9 protein-coding genes are annotated in these 16,639 nt (G+C 57.4%); 4 read left to right on the top strand and 5 right to left on the bottom strand.

The window, feature by feature from the left end; all coding sequences use genetic code 11:
• A complete protein-coding gene (locus U9R25_15540) occupies nucleotides 1-2,922 on the top strand; it encodes a helix-hairpin-helix domain-containing protein (protein ID MEA3337311.1) in 2,922 nt (973 codons plus the stop codon).
• Nucleotides 2,923-3,148: 226 nt separating this feature from the next.
• Here U9R25_15540 and U9R25_15545 read toward each other — a convergent pair whose 3' ends face one another.
• The 4 genes from U9R25_15545 to U9R25_15560 form a co-directional block, all read right to left on the bottom strand.
• Nucleotides 3,149-7,273: a collagen-like protein gene (locus tag U9R25_15545; GenBank protein MEA3337312.1), complete on the bottom strand. Its 4,125-nt coding sequence runs from the start codon at nucleotides 7,271-7,273 to the stop codon at nucleotides 3,149-3,151.
• 637 nt (nucleotides 7,274-7,910) lie between these two features.
• Nucleotides 7,911-9,062, bottom strand: a complete 1,152-nt coding sequence (locus U9R25_15550; protein MEA3337313.1) for a M23 family metallopeptidase — start codon at nucleotides 9,060-9,062, stop codon at nucleotides 7,911-7,913.
• An 11-nt stretch (nucleotides 9,063-9,073) separates the two neighbouring features.
• Complete coding sequence (gene rho, locus U9R25_15555; GenBank protein MEA3337314.1) at nucleotides 9,074-10,324, bottom strand: transcription termination factor Rho; 1,251 nt, start codon at nucleotides 10,322-10,324, stop codon at nucleotides 9,074-9,076.
• Between the two features lie 895 nt (nucleotides 10,325-11,219).
• Nucleotides 11,220-11,420, bottom strand: a complete 201-nt coding sequence (locus U9R25_15560; protein ID MEA3337315.1) for a dodecin family protein — start codon at nucleotides 11,418-11,420, stop codon at nucleotides 11,220-11,222.
• A 159-nt stretch (nucleotides 11,421-11,579) separates the two neighbouring features.
• On the opposite strand from U9R25_15560, the gene U9R25_15565 reads away from it, so the two are divergent.
• On the top strand, nucleotides 11,580-12,719 hold the full coding sequence (locus tag U9R25_15565) for a glycosyltransferase (protein ID MEA3337316.1): 1,140 nt from the start codon (nucleotides 11,580-11,582) through the stop codon (nucleotides 12,717-12,719).
• A 263-nt stretch (nucleotides 12,720-12,982) separates the two neighbouring features.
• Here the strand turns inward: U9R25_15565 and U9R25_15570 are convergent, their stop codons facing one another.
• Nucleotides 12,983-14,368, bottom strand: a complete 1,386-nt coding sequence (locus U9R25_15570) for a hypothetical protein (protein MEA3337317.1) — start codon at nucleotides 14,366-14,368, stop codon at nucleotides 12,983-12,985.
• Nucleotides 14,369-14,614: 246 nt separating this feature from the next.
• Here U9R25_15570 and U9R25_15575 point away from each other — a divergent pair, with 246 nt between their 5' ends.
• Together U9R25_15575 and U9R25_15580 are read left to right on the top strand one after the other, a co-directional pair.
• Nucleotides 14,615-16,057, top strand: coding sequence for a PQQ-dependent sugar dehydrogenase (locus U9R25_15575; protein ID MEA3337318.1), 1,443 nt, complete (start codon nucleotides 14,615-14,617; stop codon nucleotides 16,055-16,057).
• A gap of 42 nt (nucleotides 16,058-16,099) precedes the next feature.
• Nucleotides 16,100-16,558 (top strand): 8-oxo-dGTP diphosphatase, encoded by a 459-nt coding sequence (locus U9R25_15580; GenBank protein MEA3337319.1) that lies wholly within the window; start codon nucleotides 16,100-16,102, stop codon nucleotides 16,556-16,558.
• Nucleotides 16,559-16,639 lie beyond the last annotated feature (81 nt).

A 16,639-nucleotide genomic window follows, 5' to 3' on the forward strand; every position in this document is an offset into this window, starting at 1 on the left:
ATGGAAACTCCCCCAGAAATCAAGAACAGCGATCTACGCTCCAAAGCCTCCGACGTCATTGTCGACCGCACGACGATGCGCAAGAGCTTAAGCGTGTTGACATCGGTCGGTGCGGACCTTTCGGTCGCCCTGGATAGGTGTAACGAGGAGAACGAGGCGCTACGGGAGCTTGTTTTAGCCTTGCCGCCAGAGATCGTGGAGGCGGCCAAGGCCGGCACCGACTTTCCTGACTATGCTGCGCTTCGTGCCCAGGTGGAACAGGCCGAGGCTGAACGAGCCGCTATCGAGTTGATGCTGAGCGAACGGGAACACAAAGTCCACGATCTGGAAATCCAGGCGGCTGATCTCGGCGAAGCCGAAACCAAAGCCGAAACTGAAGCTGAGACGCTATCAGGCCAGGTCAATCACCTACAGGCTGATCTGGAGGCCGCTGTCTCCGAAAAGAATCAGGTACTGGAACAGCTGGATGCGCGTGAGGCAAAGCTGGTGGAAATCAACAGCCGGCTCGATAGCCTGAATGAGCAGCTTCGAGAAATCGTGGCCGACGAAACCCTTGAGCCCGAGCAGATCACCGAGGACGATGTCGAGGATACGAGAAGTGCGGAACCGGTCAGCGATGAAGCAGAGGCACCAGCGGAGCTTGCCGGCGTTACTGTGTTGGCCGCGACTGTGTCGGAGGCCGTTTCCAGATGCCAGGAGAAGGTAGTTGAACTGGAAAACGCCAGCGCACAGATCGAGGCCACCCAGACAGACGTGGCGACCCTTCAAACCCAATTGGATGCAACACTCTTGGAGAAAGAGCAGATTCAGCTCCAGCTCGACGAGCGGGAAGCTGAACTGGATGCGTTGAATAGCCAATTTGATAGCTTCGAGCAACAGTTGCGCGCGGTGCTGCCTGAAGATGCCTTCGTCGTGGAAGATGAAGCTGAGGAGCCAGCAGCGGAAGAAGGTGAGGTTGAAGAGATAATAACGGAAGGTGATGGCGAGGAAATGGACGAGGTCGAACCGAGTCCGCCATCCAAGACCACAGCTGTGGCTGCTGGCCTTGCCGCCGCCCTGGCTGCCAACCAGAAGAGCATCGACGAACTCGAGGCCGGTCTGCAGGAAAAGGACGCTGCTGTTGCCGACCTGCAGGCCCAGCTGGACGACCTTCTTTTGGAAAAATCCGCCGTCAAAACCCAGCTCGACGAGCGGGAAGCTGAACTCGGCGATCTGGATGAGGCCAAACAGCAGATTGCTGACCAGTCGGACCAACTGCAGGCCCTGACTGCCAGAACGGCTGAACTGGAAGGAAATCTCCAGGAAAAGGAAGCAGGCGAAGTAGACCTGCAGAGTCAGCTGGATAGCGCGCTTTCAGAGAAGGCTCAACTGGAAGCAGAGCTTGACGAGCGAGAAGCTGAGTTAAACGATCTGGGCAACCAGATCGACAGCTTCCAGGAAGAGCTGCAGGCCATTCTGCCCGAGGATGCTTTCCCTGCCGAGGATGAGGTTGGTGAAGAGGCCGAAACAGCAGCTCCAAGCAGAACCGCTGTGTTGGCTACGGGCACTACGGCTGCCCTGGCTGCCAATCAAAAGCGTTCCTCTGAGCTGGCCGAGGCCAGCGCTCAGGTTACCTCCCTGAGCGAACAACTGGACTCTCTGACCATCGAACTGGCCCTTCTCCAGGATAGTATCCAGGAGAAGGATGCAGCTATGGCAGACCTTCAGGCCCAGCTGGACGGCTACACTGCTGAAAAGACGGAACTGGAAACCCAGCTGGCCGATCAGAAGGCAGGAGCGGAAGCTGCCCTTCAGGAGAAGCAGGATGCAATTGCTGAGCTGCAATCCCAACTGGACAGCGCGGTCGAGGAAAAGGCTGAACTTCAGGCCCAACTCGGGGAACAAAGCGCCGAGTTGGACAAGTTGAATGCCGAGATCGACAGCCTGGAAGAATCGCTTCAAACGATCATCCCCGAGGACGCGTTGGCTGAGGCCGAGGATTCCGATCTGCCCAAAACGGTTCTGCTATCTACGGGGATAGCTGCTGCCCTGGCCAGCAACAAGAAGCAGTCGGATGAATTGAACGAAGCGACTACCCAACTCGCTTCCCTTCAGGAACAGCTTGACGGCCTCACCGCCGAGAAGGTTGGCACAGAGGAAAGCCTGGCGGAATGCACCGGCGATGTGGAACGCTTGACTGCCGAGTTAACCGAGTTTCAAACGAAGGCAATAGAATCTGAGCCTTACGAAAGGGCTGCCAGCGTAGCAGCCTCCCTCGCCGATTTGCCACCGGTCAAGACGAGTGCCGCCAGTGCAGCGCTGGTCGCAGGTTTGGATCCCCTCTTTACGGGCAAACTCCAACAACTGACACTGGTACAGAATATTGGCACTAAACGCCAGCAACTTCTCTACAACGCCGGCGTCGGTACCTTCTGGGAGCTGGCCCATGTTCCCGACCAGGAATTGGCAGCGATCTTACAGCTAAGTGATACGCAGGCTGAGCAGTTTGACTTTACGGCAATCCGCTTCAGCGCCGACCAACTGGCCAGGGAGACGGACACGGTTGGCCATATCTGGGAAGGGCGACGAGTCGATGACTTCGACGCCATTTCCGGTATCGGCGATAAGTTCGAACAGCGTCTTTACGAAGCTGGTATATGCACCTTTGAACATCTCGCCAATGCAACAGAGGAACAATTGGCCGAGATAGTCCGGGCACCGAAGATGCAGCATCCTGACTTTGGCGAGTGGATTGCGGAGGCCGCCGTGCTGGCCGAGGCAAGCGAAGTCGATGTCGAGCTGCTGCGAGCCGCAGAGATCGTCGAAATCGAGATAACAATCGACGATGAAATCGTCTCGGTTGAGGTAGAACCGGTCGCAACGATCATCGAAATCGATGTTGAAGATGATGAAAACTCCGAGGATGACGACATAAAGTCTTAAGGGAGCCACATTCGGCACTCGAAGAGGCCCCGCATGAATGGACTCGCACACCGGCAAACTCCGGTGTGCGAGTTTTTATTTCTGCCATTTCTGAACATGGCGGTAGTGAAAACAAACGCCCCTGAAGTGTCCCGCAGCTCGGGCTACACTCAGGGGCTTCTCTTTTCTCCAGGGCAGACGGCCTTCCAGCTGCCTGCCCTGTCATAGTTATCTGAACGTTACATATCTATGGGACATCAGCACAGATTGCATAGGCTGTCACAGCCCAACCGTCACAGTCGCAGCCACAAGCGCCCGCCCGCTGAATGCGAGTGTACCAGGCATCAGCACTTACGTACCAGGACGTATCGGACACAGGATAACTGTCCTGAAGCGTCAGTAGCCAATCATCGGAGTCGGGGCCATCGATGTTAGCACCGCCGCCGATAAGCAGGTACCCACTGGGACAGACAGCTTCAGCAGTTTTTGTGGGCTCACAGTCGACTTCACTCGACTCATGTACAGTGACAATTCCCAGGATACCAGAAATACCCTGGGGACCGGGAGCGCCGGCAGGACCAGACTCACCTTGCGGTCCAACAGGTCCTGTATGGCCGGTGGCACCCATTGGTCCGGGTTCACCCTGAGGGCCAGTTGCTCCAGGCTTGCCGCTTGGGCCGGGCCAACCCTGGAAGCCCTGGGGACCAGCTTCACCTTGCGGGCCAGTAGCTCCAGTGGAGCCGGGCTCACCTTGCGGTCCAACAGGTCCAGTATGACCGGTGGCGCCCATGGGACCAAGCTCACCCTGAGGGCCAACAGGTCCTACGGGACCCTGAGGGCCAGTTGCTCCCCGGGGACCAGCGCAGTCCCAGATATCATGTTCACCGTCGGCATTGACATCTTCATTCTCGTCGCCGACGCCGTCACCATCAAGATCCCAGCAACTCAGGCCAACAGGTCCTTGCGGTCCAGTAGCTCCAGTGGGGCCAGTGTCACCCTGGGGGCCAACAGGTCCAGTATGGCCGGTGGCGCCCATGGGACCAGGCTCACCCTGCGGGCCAGTAGCTCCAATGGGGCCAGTGTCACCCTGGGGACCAACAGGTCCGGTATGGCCGGTGGCGCCCATCTTTCCGGGCTCACCCTGCGGGCCAGTAGCTCCAGTGGGGCCAGTGTCACCCTGGGGACCAACAGGTCCGGTATGGCCGGTGGCGCCCATGGGACCAGGCTCACCCTGCGGGCCAGTAGCTCCAATGGGGCCAGTGTCACCCTCAGGACCAACAGGTCCAGTATGACCGGTGGCGCCCATCGGTCCAGTTTCACCTTGCGAGCCAACAGGTCCGGTATGGCCGGTGGCGCCCATCTTTCCGGGCTCACCCTGCGGGCCAACAGGTCCAACAGGGCCTACGGGACCCTGCGGGCCAGTTGCTCCCCGGGGACCAGCGCAGTCCCAGATATCATATTCACCGTCGGCGTTGACATCTTCATTCTTGTCGGCGATGCCGTCACCATCAAGGTCCCAGCAACTCAAGCCAACAGGTCCTTGCGGTCCGGGAGGTCCGGCAGGTCCAGGCTTACCCTGGGAACCGACAGGCCCAGTAGCACCCATCGGGCCAGACTCGCCCTGGGAACCGACTTCGCCTTGAGGGCCAAGCGGACCGACGGGACCAGGCCCACCATGCGGGCCAACTTCACCTTGCGGGCCGGGAGGTCCGGCAGGACCAGGTTCACCCTGGGGACCGACAGGCCCTGTGTGACCCTTAATGCCCATCGGGCCAGGATCACCATGCGGGCCAACTTCACCTTGCGGTCCGGGAGGTCCGGCAGGGCCAGGTTCACCCTCAGGACCAACAGGTCCAGCGTGACCGGTGGCACCCGTCTTTCCAGGCTCACCCTCAGGACCAACAGGTCCAGTATGGCCGGTGGCGCCTGTCTTTCCGGGCTCACCCTGGAGGCCGGTTTCGCCTTGTTGTCCAGGAGGTCCGACAGGTCCTGTATGACCCTTGACGCCCATCGGGCCTGGCTCACCCTGTGGTCCAGGAGGTCCGGCAGGGCCAGGTTCACCCTCGGGACCTACAGGTCCAGTATGGCCGGTGGCGCCCGTCGGCCCAGGTTCACCCTGAGAACCAACTTCGCCTTGAGGACCATGAGGTCCGGCAGGACCAGCAGGACCCACAGAACCGTGAGCGCCAGTTGCTCCCACGGGACCAGCGCAATCCCAGATATCATATTCACCGTCGGCGTTGACATCTTCATTCTTGTCGGCGATGCCATCACCGTTGAGGTCCCAACAACTCAGACCAACAGGTCCTTGTGGTCCAGGAGGTCCGGCAGGTCCAGGTTCACCCTGGGGACCGACAGGCCCATTAGCACCGGTAGCACCCATTGGGCCAGACTCGCCCTGGGGACCAACCTCACCTTTGGGGCCAAGCGGACCGACGGGACCTGGCCCGCCATGTGGGCCTGCTTCACCTTGTGGTCCAGGAGGTCCGGCAGGTCCAGGTTCACCTTGGGAGCCAACAGGTCCTGTATGACCCTTAACGCCCATCGGGCCAGGCTCACCCTGGGGACCAGACTCGCCCTGCAGGCCAACTTTGCCCTGTGAACCATTAGCACCGGTGGCACCCATCGGGCCAGGCTCGCCCTGGGAGCCAACTTCACCTTGCGGACCAGGTGGTCCGGCGGGACCGGGTTCGCCCAGAGGACCAACTTTGCCTTGAGGTCCGGTTTTTCCATGGGGACCGACGGCACCAGGCTCGCCTTGTGGGCCAACTTCGCCCTGTGAACCAGTAGCACCGGTGGCACCCATCGGGCCAGGCTCACCTTGCGGGCCTACCTCACCTTGTGGGCCGGAAGGACCAGAACAGTCCCAGCTATCGAATTCGCCATCCTCGTTGACATCTTCCTCCGGATCGGCGAGACCATTGCCATTGAGATCCCAGCAATTCAAGCCTTCTTCACCTTGTGGACCAGAGGGACCGGCAGGACCAGGCTCGCCCTGTGAACCAGCAGCACCCATCGGGCCGGGTACGCCCAAGGGACCAACTTCACCCTGCGGGCCGGGAGGTCCGGCAGGACCAGGCTCGCCCTGTGAACCAGCAGCACCCATCGGGCCGGGTACGCCCAAGGGACCAACTTCACCCTGCGGGCCAGGAGGACCGGCGGGACCAGGCTCGCCCTGCGAACCAACTTTGCCCTGGGGTCCGGTTTTTCCATGGGGACCGGCGGGACCAGGCTCGCCCTGGGGACCAACAGCGCCGGTGGCACCCATCGGACCAGACTCGCCCTGTGAACCGGCTTCACCCTGGGGTCCGGAAGGACCGGCAGGACCAGGCTCGCCCTGTGGACCAACAGCGCCGGTGGCACCCATCGGGCCAGACTCGCCCTGCGAACCGGCTTCACCCTGGGGTCCGGAAGGACCGGCGGGGCCAGGCTCGCCCTGCGAACCGGCTTCACCCTGGGGTCCGGAAGGACCGGCGGGGCCAGGCTCGCCCTGGAGACCGGCTTCACCCTCGGGTCCAACAGGACCGGCGGGACCAGGTTCGCCCTGGGGACCAGTAGCGCCGGTGGCACCCATCGGGCCAGGCTCGCCCTGCGAACCAACTTCGCCCTGGGGACCAACAGGACCGGTCGGACCGGCAGGGCCTGGAGGACAGGTGGTGCACTCTGTAACAGGCTGCTCCTGTGAATATACAGGGCCTGCCGGGAAGACAGCCATATCCTGCACGTCCGCATTGACCGGGTCAACGAAACGAACGCCATAGGGCATGTAGACCACCTGCTCTGAGTCGGTCAGGTTAGTGATGACAAGAGTGCCCTTGCCCAGATATTCTGGATCTGAGATATTGAGACAGTCGGTCAACGCGACGGAAATGATACCCGATTCCATTGCTTCTATCAACGATGGAATCTCCAGATCGGCATCGGTTGGTGCGACGCCACTGGTCGCATAATCGACAATCTGGCGGGCCAGGCCATCGGGAGCTTCTGGTTCCAGATCGTCAATCAGAGACCAGACGGCCAGCTGTGGTTCCCAGTAATCATCCTGGGTGAAGCCTTGCCCGACGCTATGGCTGATCGCAACTCGAACCTCATCGGGCACGAGTTCAGCCGGTTCGAGTGTCGATCCGGGAAACGGTTTGCCGCGATGCATACAGAGGCCATAAACCGGCACCTCCACGGTCTGCCTGGGCGCCATTGTTATGATAAGGGGTTCAGCATCTGCCTGAGCCGATACAGCAGCAGGTAACACTGCCATCAGGGAAAAGATCAACGATAAGATCACAAACGCATTTACCAGCTTACTCCCATAATGAGTAACCGATCTTGATGCGCCAGGAATCGCTATTGGTGATCCCGAAGATTGTCTGTCCATGAGATGATATTCCTTTCTCCCTTACTGTGTGGAAACGGATGAGTTTCAGGACAACTGCCACGGCAGATGATCTTTCGGTTGTTTCCTAACGAGATCCCAACCAAAACTGACATCGTTTAAACAACCAATCATAAGAGACCAGAGCTTTGGCGCAGTGCCAAACGAGTTGGCATTTCTGCAGATCAGTCTGCAACTTCTACCCCAGGCCCGGTTTCTATCAAATGGTGGCGACTCCTCTAATGTTTGGGACGAAAAAAGCGGAGATAAGTTTCGGTGAAACGTCCCGGATTGGGAAAAAAGCCCCTTTTTCAACTTTCATTGACCTTCGTAAGCATCTGTGGAACCGATACTGGGGACGAGGCCAAGAAATTCGATGGTCTTCAACGTCGTCGACAGTGCAGCCGATTGCACACTGACGATCACAAGTTTACCATAAATTCAGGCGCATGGCAACCCTTTTCTGCCAATACAGAAAAAACGTCGCTCTGGTATGATTTACTCGACTTTGGAGAAGTCTGCTTCCCCTTTTTTCCACTTCCAACAAACTTCCTGCCGCAAAAGACCCTCAATGCCGTTGACATCGAGGGTTTTTCTTTGATTCCGATTCCGACTTCGGTTGATTTGACCGCGACACGACTCAGGGTAGATATAGCATGGGATTGTACCTGCGACCGGAAAAAGAGACTTCAAAATGAAGATGGGGCCCGGTCGAACGCCCGGTGGAGCCGACCGTTCCAATCAGTTCAGCTCTGGCTACATTTTCACCCACTGAGATATTGATGGAATCCAGGTGGGCGTAAAGCGTCCGATACCCATCAGGATGGCTGATGACTACGTGATTCCCGTAACCCTCGGAGCTCCAGACGGTAACCACGACCCGGCCAGCGTCCGCAGCCCGTACTGGCGTGCCCAGTGGAGACCCGATGTCAATAGCAGGGTGAGCAGGCAGCCAGAAAACCTGGGTCAGGCGTCCATAGGCTGGCCAGACGAAATCCTGAGCGCGCCAGGGTGCCAGAGGCCCCTGGCTGGCTGGCGGTTCTGGTAGCGTTCGGTCGCCGCCGGGCACCACCAAAATCTGACCAGCGGTCAAGGGACTGTTAATAGCAGCCACCTGATTTGGAGCCCAGGCAACGATCTTTTCAGGTTCCGTGTCATATTCCGTCGCCACAGCCTCAACCGTATCGCCATCTTCGACGGTGTGCAACACCCCATCAACCGGAGGAATATCCAGCATCTGGCCCACGGCCATCACGAAGGGTTTACTCAGGTCGTCGTGATTACTCCAAACCACGGTGTTGGGATTCAAACCAAACTGCCTGGCAATACCCAGCACCGTATCATCGATCTGTACGGTGTAGGAAACAACCTCCAACCGAGGGCGGTCAGGGATCTCAGTGAAGGGGACCGGTGCCCTGAGCAAAGCACCGCTTTCTTCCAGAAGGCTACCTCCGACCGGCGCCTGAACAAGGGCTGGTGCTGGCTGCCTCTCAACCCGATCCGGCGAGGCAGGCTCAGAGCGAACGACCTCCCATCGAGGAAAATCGATCTGTGCAAACAACAGAACCAATCCCGCAACCATCAGAAGCGCCACATGAGAAGCCAGACGAACCGGCGTCACCTGGTCTGTTAGCAACGATCGCCAGGCGCGGACAGACTGTGCGCCAAGGCGCTGCAACGCCGCAGGAATCGCACCGCTTCCCTGTGGCTCCCCAGACGGCATTTCCTCTTGTTGGGCTGGCAAGCTATCGCTCTGAAGATCGGCGTTGTCTTCGTCAGTGGATTCTGGCATAGTCACCGCGTCTACATCGACAGGTGGAGGGTCGAGAGGAACTCTTCATTATTTTGTGTGCGAACGACCCGCTCAAGCACAGGTTGGAGAGCATCCATACCACCGCCGAGCGCGTCGATCATGCGCCGCAACGTCCAAACTCGCTGGAGGGTCTGTTCATCCAACAGCAGTTCTTCCCGTCGGGTACTGGAGCGTTCGATATCAAAGGCTGGGAATATGCGCCGTTCCGCAAGTCGACGGCTTAGATGCAACTCCATGTTTCCCGTTCCCTTGAACTCCTCATAAATCACATCGTCCATGCGACTGCCCGTATCCACCAGGGCAGTAGCGACAATGGTCAAACTGCCACCATGCTCGATATTACGTGCTGCTCCGAAGAAGTGTTTGGGCGGATAAAGAGCGGCAGGATCAAGACCACCCGAAAGGGTGCGTCCACTGGGTGGAACTACCAGGTTATAGGCCCGTGAAAGGCGCGTGATCGAGTCAAGCAAGATCACCACATCCCTGCCCCCTTCGACGAGTCGTTTGGCGCGGGCCAAAGCCATCTCTGCCACCCTGACGTGACTTTGAACCGGATCGTCGAAGGTCGAGCTGATCACTTCTGCCTGGACCGACCGATCCATATCGGTTACTTCCTCAGGGCGCTCGCCAATCAGCACAACCATCATATGCAGATCGTCGTAGTTGGCGGTCATGCCATTGGCGATCTCTTTAAGAATAGTGGTTTTGCCTGCCTTTGGCGGCGAAACGATCAGGCCACGTTGCCCGCGACCAATAGGCGCGATCAGATCGAGCATCCGAGTCGATAGAATTCTCGGCTCGCTCGACAGTACTATCCGTTCATCCGGAAAAATGGGAACCAGGCGCTCAAAAGTGGGGCGCATCTTGGCCTCTTCGGGGTCAAGACCGTTAACCGTTTCAACCTTGAGCAGTCCGTAGTACTTTTCGGTATCCTTAGGAGGGCGAACCTGACCCACGACCAGGTCGCCAGTGCGGAGGCCAAATCGCCTGATCTGGCTCTGAGAAACGTATACATCCTCCCGTCCGGGCAAGAGATGGTCAGAGCGCAGAAAGCCGATGCCATCCTGGACAACCTCCAGTACACCACCCCCAAAGATGTATCCCTGAGCCTCTGCGTTAGCGCGCAGAAGCTGCATGATCAGATCACCCTTTTTCAGGCGTGAGTATCTGGGAATCTCCAAATCCTTGGCAAGGCTCTGGAGCTCCTCCAGGTTTTTGTTTTCAAGTTCAGCTATGTTCACGTAATTTTCTCCTGAGTCATCTGATTTGGTAGTCAGACAAACCGGTTTTCCGCTGGGCCTGCGAATGCGATCGCATAGTCAGAATACCGCGCCATAAGCCATAAGGCGGTGTCTGTGCGAAAACATGCAACAGAAAGATTCCCGCTCCCGATCCCAAAACCGCACAGCGATCCCACCAGTCAGTTCACCTGACGGCCAATGACCGGAAAAAGCGTTGATAGTGCCACATTGCCGGCAGACCACCCTTGGTCTACCAGCGTCTATGTCTTGGCGCTTCGGGAAAAACTTCGGTGGAAAGATACAACTTGCAGCCAGGCTGGCTGCCTTCAAGGCTCCTCATCAAAAGCCATGATAGCCCAGCATGGAATTTCCTGACGGAGATAACTGCGGAAGTCGACCATAAAGATCGCTCTATCAATAAAGGCTGGTGAGGAACGTTTAGAGGTTACGCGCTATGACGCGGATCATTGCTGTCGACAGACGACCCCTTGTGTAGGATCAAGAGGACAGGGCAGGCCAGACAATCAGATAATATGATCAATGGCACTGCCAGGAACCTGAGCAAGAAAATTATAGCACCACTTGACAGGAGCGTCAAATTGCCTGTACCTGACTGATTTTGGGCAAAATCGTGGAATTCCAGGCAATTGGCGAGAGGCTTCCTTTGGCCCGCAAACATGCAACGTGTTACAATGACCCTCCGAGCCGCCTTCGTTAAGGAAATGGCTCTAAAGAATTGATACTACACAGTTCTGCCGACCAACGATCGCCGTCTGCGGTCCGCCGTCCGTCGTCTTCTGGTTGCCGTCGGGTAGCGAGGCACGATGGGATTATTGCCAGGAGGCAACCGCCAGTGTAAACACGATAAGGTTACCTCCCCTGGGTTATTGTGATCTCAGTCTACCCTGAACGCGACCTTCACCGTAGCGCGATACCTGGTGATTTCGCCATCTTCGACAGAAGCAGTCCAACCCACGACCTCGATACCGGATATCCCGTGCAAGGTCTTGTGGGCACCAGTCAAAGCGTTCCTGGCCGCATCTTCCCAACCTTCGTCCGAACTACCCACCAACTCGATAATCTTTGCAATCGTCATAGCTTTCCTCCTGTTGTGTATGAATGTTTGGGAATTTCGATCGGTGATTCGATATTACCATAGGTCAAGAGCAACTGCCCAATTCCCGTTTCAACCAGACGGAGAGTGTAGTATAATGATATCGCATTCGAAATTCGAGGTCTGATCGTGCGCATTGCCATGTTGTCAAAAGCTGTCGTCGTCGGCGTTTACCAGCGTAAGCTGGAGGAGTTGGCGCGCCTCCCGGAAATCCAACTGACGGTGATCGTGCCGCCCGCATGGCGAGATAGTCGCGGCGAAACCAGGTTGGAGAGGGCTTACATCGAGGGCTACACACTGGTGGAAACGCCCATTGCCTTAAATGGTCATTTTCACGCGCACTTTTACCCCCAGCTTGGCCAGGCATTACACGAGGCTCGCCCCGATCTTGTCCATGTTGATGAAGAGCCATACAATCTGGCAACATGGCAGGCGATTCGCTGGGCGGCAAAACACGAGCGACCCGCACTCTTTTTCACCTGGCAGAACCTGATCCGCCAGTATCCCCCACCCTTCAAATGGATCGAAAATTTCAACTACCGTCACGCTGCTGCCGCAATCGCCGGAAATCGCGAGGCAGAACTCGTACTTCGAAGCAAGGGGTTCCGCCAACCGGTCACTGTGATTCCCCAGTTCGGCGTGGATCCTGAGTTATTTGACACATCAGGCATTTCACCATTGTGGGAGCGTCCCACCGACGCCAGGCTGGTCGTCGGGTATGCGGGTGGCCTCTTGCCTGAAAAGGGGGTGGACCTACTGCTCTCTGCCATCCAACAATGCAACGCCACCCTCGGCGGCACCGACTGCTACCTGCTGCTTGCCGGCACTGGTACTCATGAAGACACGCTGACTGGCCAATCCATCGATCTGGGTCTGATTGATCAGGTAGCCTTTTTGGGACGGATATCCTCCACCCGGATGCCGGCCTTTTACCAGAGCATCGACGTTCTGGTCCTGCCAAGCCGAACCATGCCCAATTGGAAAGAGCAGTTTGGCCGTGTTCTGATCGAAGCTATGGCTTGCAGTGTGCCGGTGATCGGCTCAGACTCGGGCGAGATCCCCAACGTGATTGGTGATGCACAGTGGGTTTTTGCGGAGGAGGACACCGATGCATTGGCTGAAAAGTTGGTGCGCCTTGCTCAGAATCCCAGGCTGCGATTGGAGGTGGGACAACAGGGGCGCCAACGGGTGCTCGATCATTTCACGCAGGAAAAGATCGCACTGGCGACCGCAGATATTTATCGACGGGTGCTGAACGAGACGAGCGATCGTTCAGAGTAAACCTGGCCTAAACGCTGAGAGCGCCCTGGGTTGCCCGGCCCAGAGCGCTCTCTATCGGAAAAGGAGGAGAAGAAGAGACTGATCATCTCTATCAGCTATAATAACATAACCATAACCTAGGCTGCTGGACGCCAAACCTACGTTTTCCCTACGCTCCATAAAATCGAGGGCTGTTGGCATTCCGCGTTTCTCACGAATTCTCAGCGAACCCCCAGGTGCAACGCACTTCGTAAGCGCGTTGCACCTCCAAGAGTAGCTGGCGATTAAGCGGAATCCTCTTTGTCCGGGTCCACTTCATCGACGTCCCCATCAGCCTCAATCTCGCTCACATCGCCGGATACGGCCTCTTCTGTAACCACCGCCTCCGACTCAGCCAGGGCATCTTTGACATGTGAGAGAACCTCTTCCAGCGCCGCGTCCGACTGGGCAACCAGGTCTTCCAGATCAACGTTTGGGACGTTAGCCACCAAGGCTGTTTCAGACTCTTGGTCAGCCGGAACCACGTCGATCGTCTCGACAGGTGTAGCTTCCGCTTTTTCGCCAGGCTCAGATTCAGCCAGGGCCTCTTCGGCGCCGGAAATCGCTTTCGCCAGCGCACGATCCGATTCGACCACGATCTCGTCAAGCTCAAGGGAAGGCGCAACGATCTCCCCTTCCTCCACCAACTCTGCTACTTCGACAACAAGCTCGCTCTCAGGCCCATCATCTTCTTCTTTCGCAGCCTCGACAACAAGGTCCTCTTCTGCCGGCTTGGAATACTCGACATCAGAAACCCCGGTCTCGCTCAGCGCTTCTTCGACACCTTCAGCTTTTTCCTCAACCACTCCGGCTGCACCCAAGGCCATGGCTACGGCCGCAACTTCCTCCACGTCACCCGTGGATCTCCGGGTATCCTCCAGGCGCTTCCGCAGATCGGAAATGGTGCTCTTGCGATCGCCCAATGCCTTCTGCAACTGGGTTAACCGTTCGTTGCGACTGGCCAGACTCTCAGTGGCCTTGGACAATTGCTGGCGTAAAGCATTGATCTCTGCCTGTTGGCGCTTGATAGCCGCTTTCAAAGCACGGGAATCATCAGCTTCAGCGCGAATATTCGTCCGGAGATTTCCGAGAATCTGCTCTGATTCCTGAAGCTGGCTATCGCGCTGAGCTATTCCATTGTGAAGTTCAGCGATCGTTTGATCGCGCTGAGCGATGGTCGCCCCGATTTCCTCGGTACGCCTGACCATCTCCCTTTCCGCGGCCTGTCGAGCCCTCTCCTCTTCCTGAAGTTGGGCGATAGCCACGTCCCTCTGCTGGAGCTGCTGCTCCAGGTCCGCCAGGGCGTCCTCCAGGTCTGTTCTGCCATCTTCCAGGCTCTTGAGTTGACTCTCTGTTGCAATCTTCGTCTGTTCCTGCTCCCGCAGCGTTGCTTCAGCTTTGGATAGCTGCTCCTTTTTTTCCTTCAGCTCCTGGTCGCGAAACTTGAGGCGATCCTCCAGCTTGCCGGCTTCGACGCGCGCTTTGTTGAGTTCCGTTTCAAGATCGTTAACTTGTTCGGCCAACTGTTCAGACTCGCTCTGCAGCTGTTTGATGAACATGAACCTCATCAGAAGCCACATGACGACGAGGCCGGCAAGAAAACCAATAAGGGCACCGACCCACGGATCCATGATATCCTCCTTGTCGTCGAGAGCCGCATCACATACACGGTGACCGCGCGTCATGCGGCAGCGGAAGGCCGGCATCCCGGGGCCCGACCTGATGATGTTTAACTATGCGAGGGTCATAACACCAGAATCATGGTGTTCTGGCTGATAATGTATCATCTTTTTCGCAACTCGGCAAGTGACTTGCTGCGAAAAGGAACTTGAACCCAATCTTTTCTCCATCCTCCGGCGCTAGGGTATAATCGCACAATGGTTCGTTTACGACAGAAGCCTTCGATCACCCTGGTCCTGGCCGTTTCTGCCTGCTTGATTCTGGCTGTCACCAGTTGCCAACCAGTTCTGACAGCACCGCGGCAGTCGGTCTCACCCTCACCCACCGAAACCCTCTTGAACGCCCGTAGGGGCGAGCATGTTGAAGGTGATCCCCTTATCGGACGCCAACTTTGGGGCATCCTGGCTTGCCAATCGTGCCACGGCACGTTTGCAGAGGGTGTTTCGGGGCCATCCTTGCGCAGCCATACCCTTTCCCTTGAAGCATTTGCCGACCACCTTCGGTCTGAAAATCATGGTCTTCACCCGGTTCTTCCCGGCGAATTGCATAATATCGACGTTGCCAATCTGAATGCCTGGTTAAGTATCCTACCTCTGGATCTGCCTGGCCCCTTGCCAAACAAACTGGGCCTGACTACACCCCATCAACTGCGAGCCATGCTGTTCGCGGACCAACTGGAGCATCCATCCGCTCTCGCAACGGGACCAGATGATCAGCTTTATGTGGCGACCCTGGGATCTGACCCTCACGACCCGGCAAAGCCATCGGGTAGGATCTTGCGCCTGACCGACACCGACGGCGACGGCTTTGCCGATCGCCGGACAGTTGTAGTGACGGGCCTGGATCATCCCACCGGTTTAACCTGGCTGAATAACGCTGAAGAGGACCCCATCCTGCTGGTCACTGCCAAGGGTGGCGTATACGCTATCGACGACGACGGGCCCGTGCTTGTGGGACCTCTGCCGGGCGGCCTAACCAGGCAGGCGTACGATCTGGTCACCGGCACCGACGGCCAGCTCTATGTGGCTTCCGGACCGGCTGGTGATACCCTTGAGCCTGAACCGGGCGCGGTGTGGCGGTTCGATCCCGATCCCATAGTGAACGCTCTGAGCCCGGCTGCTCCAGAAACGTTCGTGACGGGCATGCGTACTGCCTCCAGTATCGCGTTCAGCCCATCCGGCGCCATTTACATCGCCGACAGTGGCCTGGCCTGGCCCTGGCGCGATAATGTGCCCGATGAGGTAAATCTGCTCCTTGGTGGTGGCGATTACGGCTGGCCAGATGTTTGGGGAAAACCAGGCGAGGACAGCCATACTATTGGACCGATGGCAGAACTGCCGCCGGGCGCAGGCGCTTCTGACCTGCTTTTCTACAGTGGAAGCATGTTTGACGAATACAGCACCGACCTCCTTGTAGCGCTCGCCGGTCAGGCTGGTGCTCCAGAAGAGACATCTGGTAAAGTGGTGAGGGTCGAAATCATCTCAGACGTTAGCGGTTACTACAGTTTCGTTCACGATATGATCGGCGGTTTTGGTCGACCGGTTGCGCTGGCTGAGGGCTCCGACGGATCGATCTACGTCGCGGACGCCGAAGCTGGCAGCGTGGTTCGTCTGTGGCGGGAAACTGACACGGTGAAGTGACTTTGATGAGGAGATTTGCACGATTCCTGAGGAGGCAATGCTTTGGCAAAGATATTGACAACGTTGGTGTATGTCATGCAGGATGATGAAGTCCTGATGATGTACCGCCATAAATCACCCAATTTACACAAGTGGATCGCACCGGGAGGTAAGATCGAGTTAGACGAATCGCCCACCGAGTGCGCAGTGCGCGAGCTAGAGGAGGAGACAGGACTGCTCGCCAGAGCACCTAAGCTTCGAGTGATTGCCGCTGAGACTTCACCGCGGCCCGACTGGCAGTGGCTCATGTTTATCTATCTGGCCCGGGATGTTGAGGGTACCGTGACCGGTTGCGACGAGGGTGATCTTGCCTGGGTTCCCATCAACGAGGTTCCTAACCTGTCGATTCCCCAGGCAGATGCCATCTTTTTTCCCTACGTGGTCGGGGATGACCAGGGGCCCATCAGCATGAAGTTCGAATATGACCACGATCTGCAGCTGGTGAATTGGCGCATCGAATGACCAGCGTTCGTGACTGGAAAATCCGGCCCACCATCAGCGATGACGATCCCTTTATCAAAGCATGGGTGAAACGCGCTCGAC

Source organism: Chloroflexota bacterium (genome assembly GCA_034717495.1).
Taxonomy (GTDB): domain Bacteria; phylum Chloroflexota; class Anaerolineae; order JAAEKA01; family JAAEKA01; genus JAYELL01.

Excerpts from the sequence above, each read along its gene's own strand:
- U9R25_15540 (MEA3337311.1), top strand. The coding sequence starts at position 1 with ATGGAAACTCCCCCAGAAATCAAGAACAGCGATCTACGCTCCAAAGCC.
- U9R25_15545 (MEA3337312.1), bottom strand. The coding sequence starts at position 7,273 with ATGGACAGACAATCTTCGGGATCACCAATAGCGATTCCTGGCGCATCA.
- U9R25_15550 (MEA3337313.1), bottom strand. The coding sequence starts at position 9,062 with ATGCCAGAATCCACTGACGAAGACAACGCCGATCTTCAGAGCGATAGC.
- U9R25_15560 (MEA3337315.1), bottom strand. The coding sequence starts at position 11,420 with ATGACGATTGCAAAGATTATCGAGTTGGTGGGTAGTTCGGACGAAGGT.
- U9R25_15565 (MEA3337316.1), top strand. The coding sequence starts at position 11,580 with ATGTTGTCAAAAGCTGTCGTCGTCGGCGTTTACCAGCGTAAGCTGGAG.
- U9R25_15570 (MEA3337317.1), bottom strand. The coding sequence starts at position 14,368 with ATGGATCCGTGGGTCGGTGCCCTTATTGGTTTTCTTGCCGGCCTCGTC.
- U9R25_15575 (MEA3337318.1), top strand. The coding sequence starts at position 14,615 with ATGGTTCGTTTACGACAGAAGCCTTCGATCACCCTGGTCCTGGCCGTT.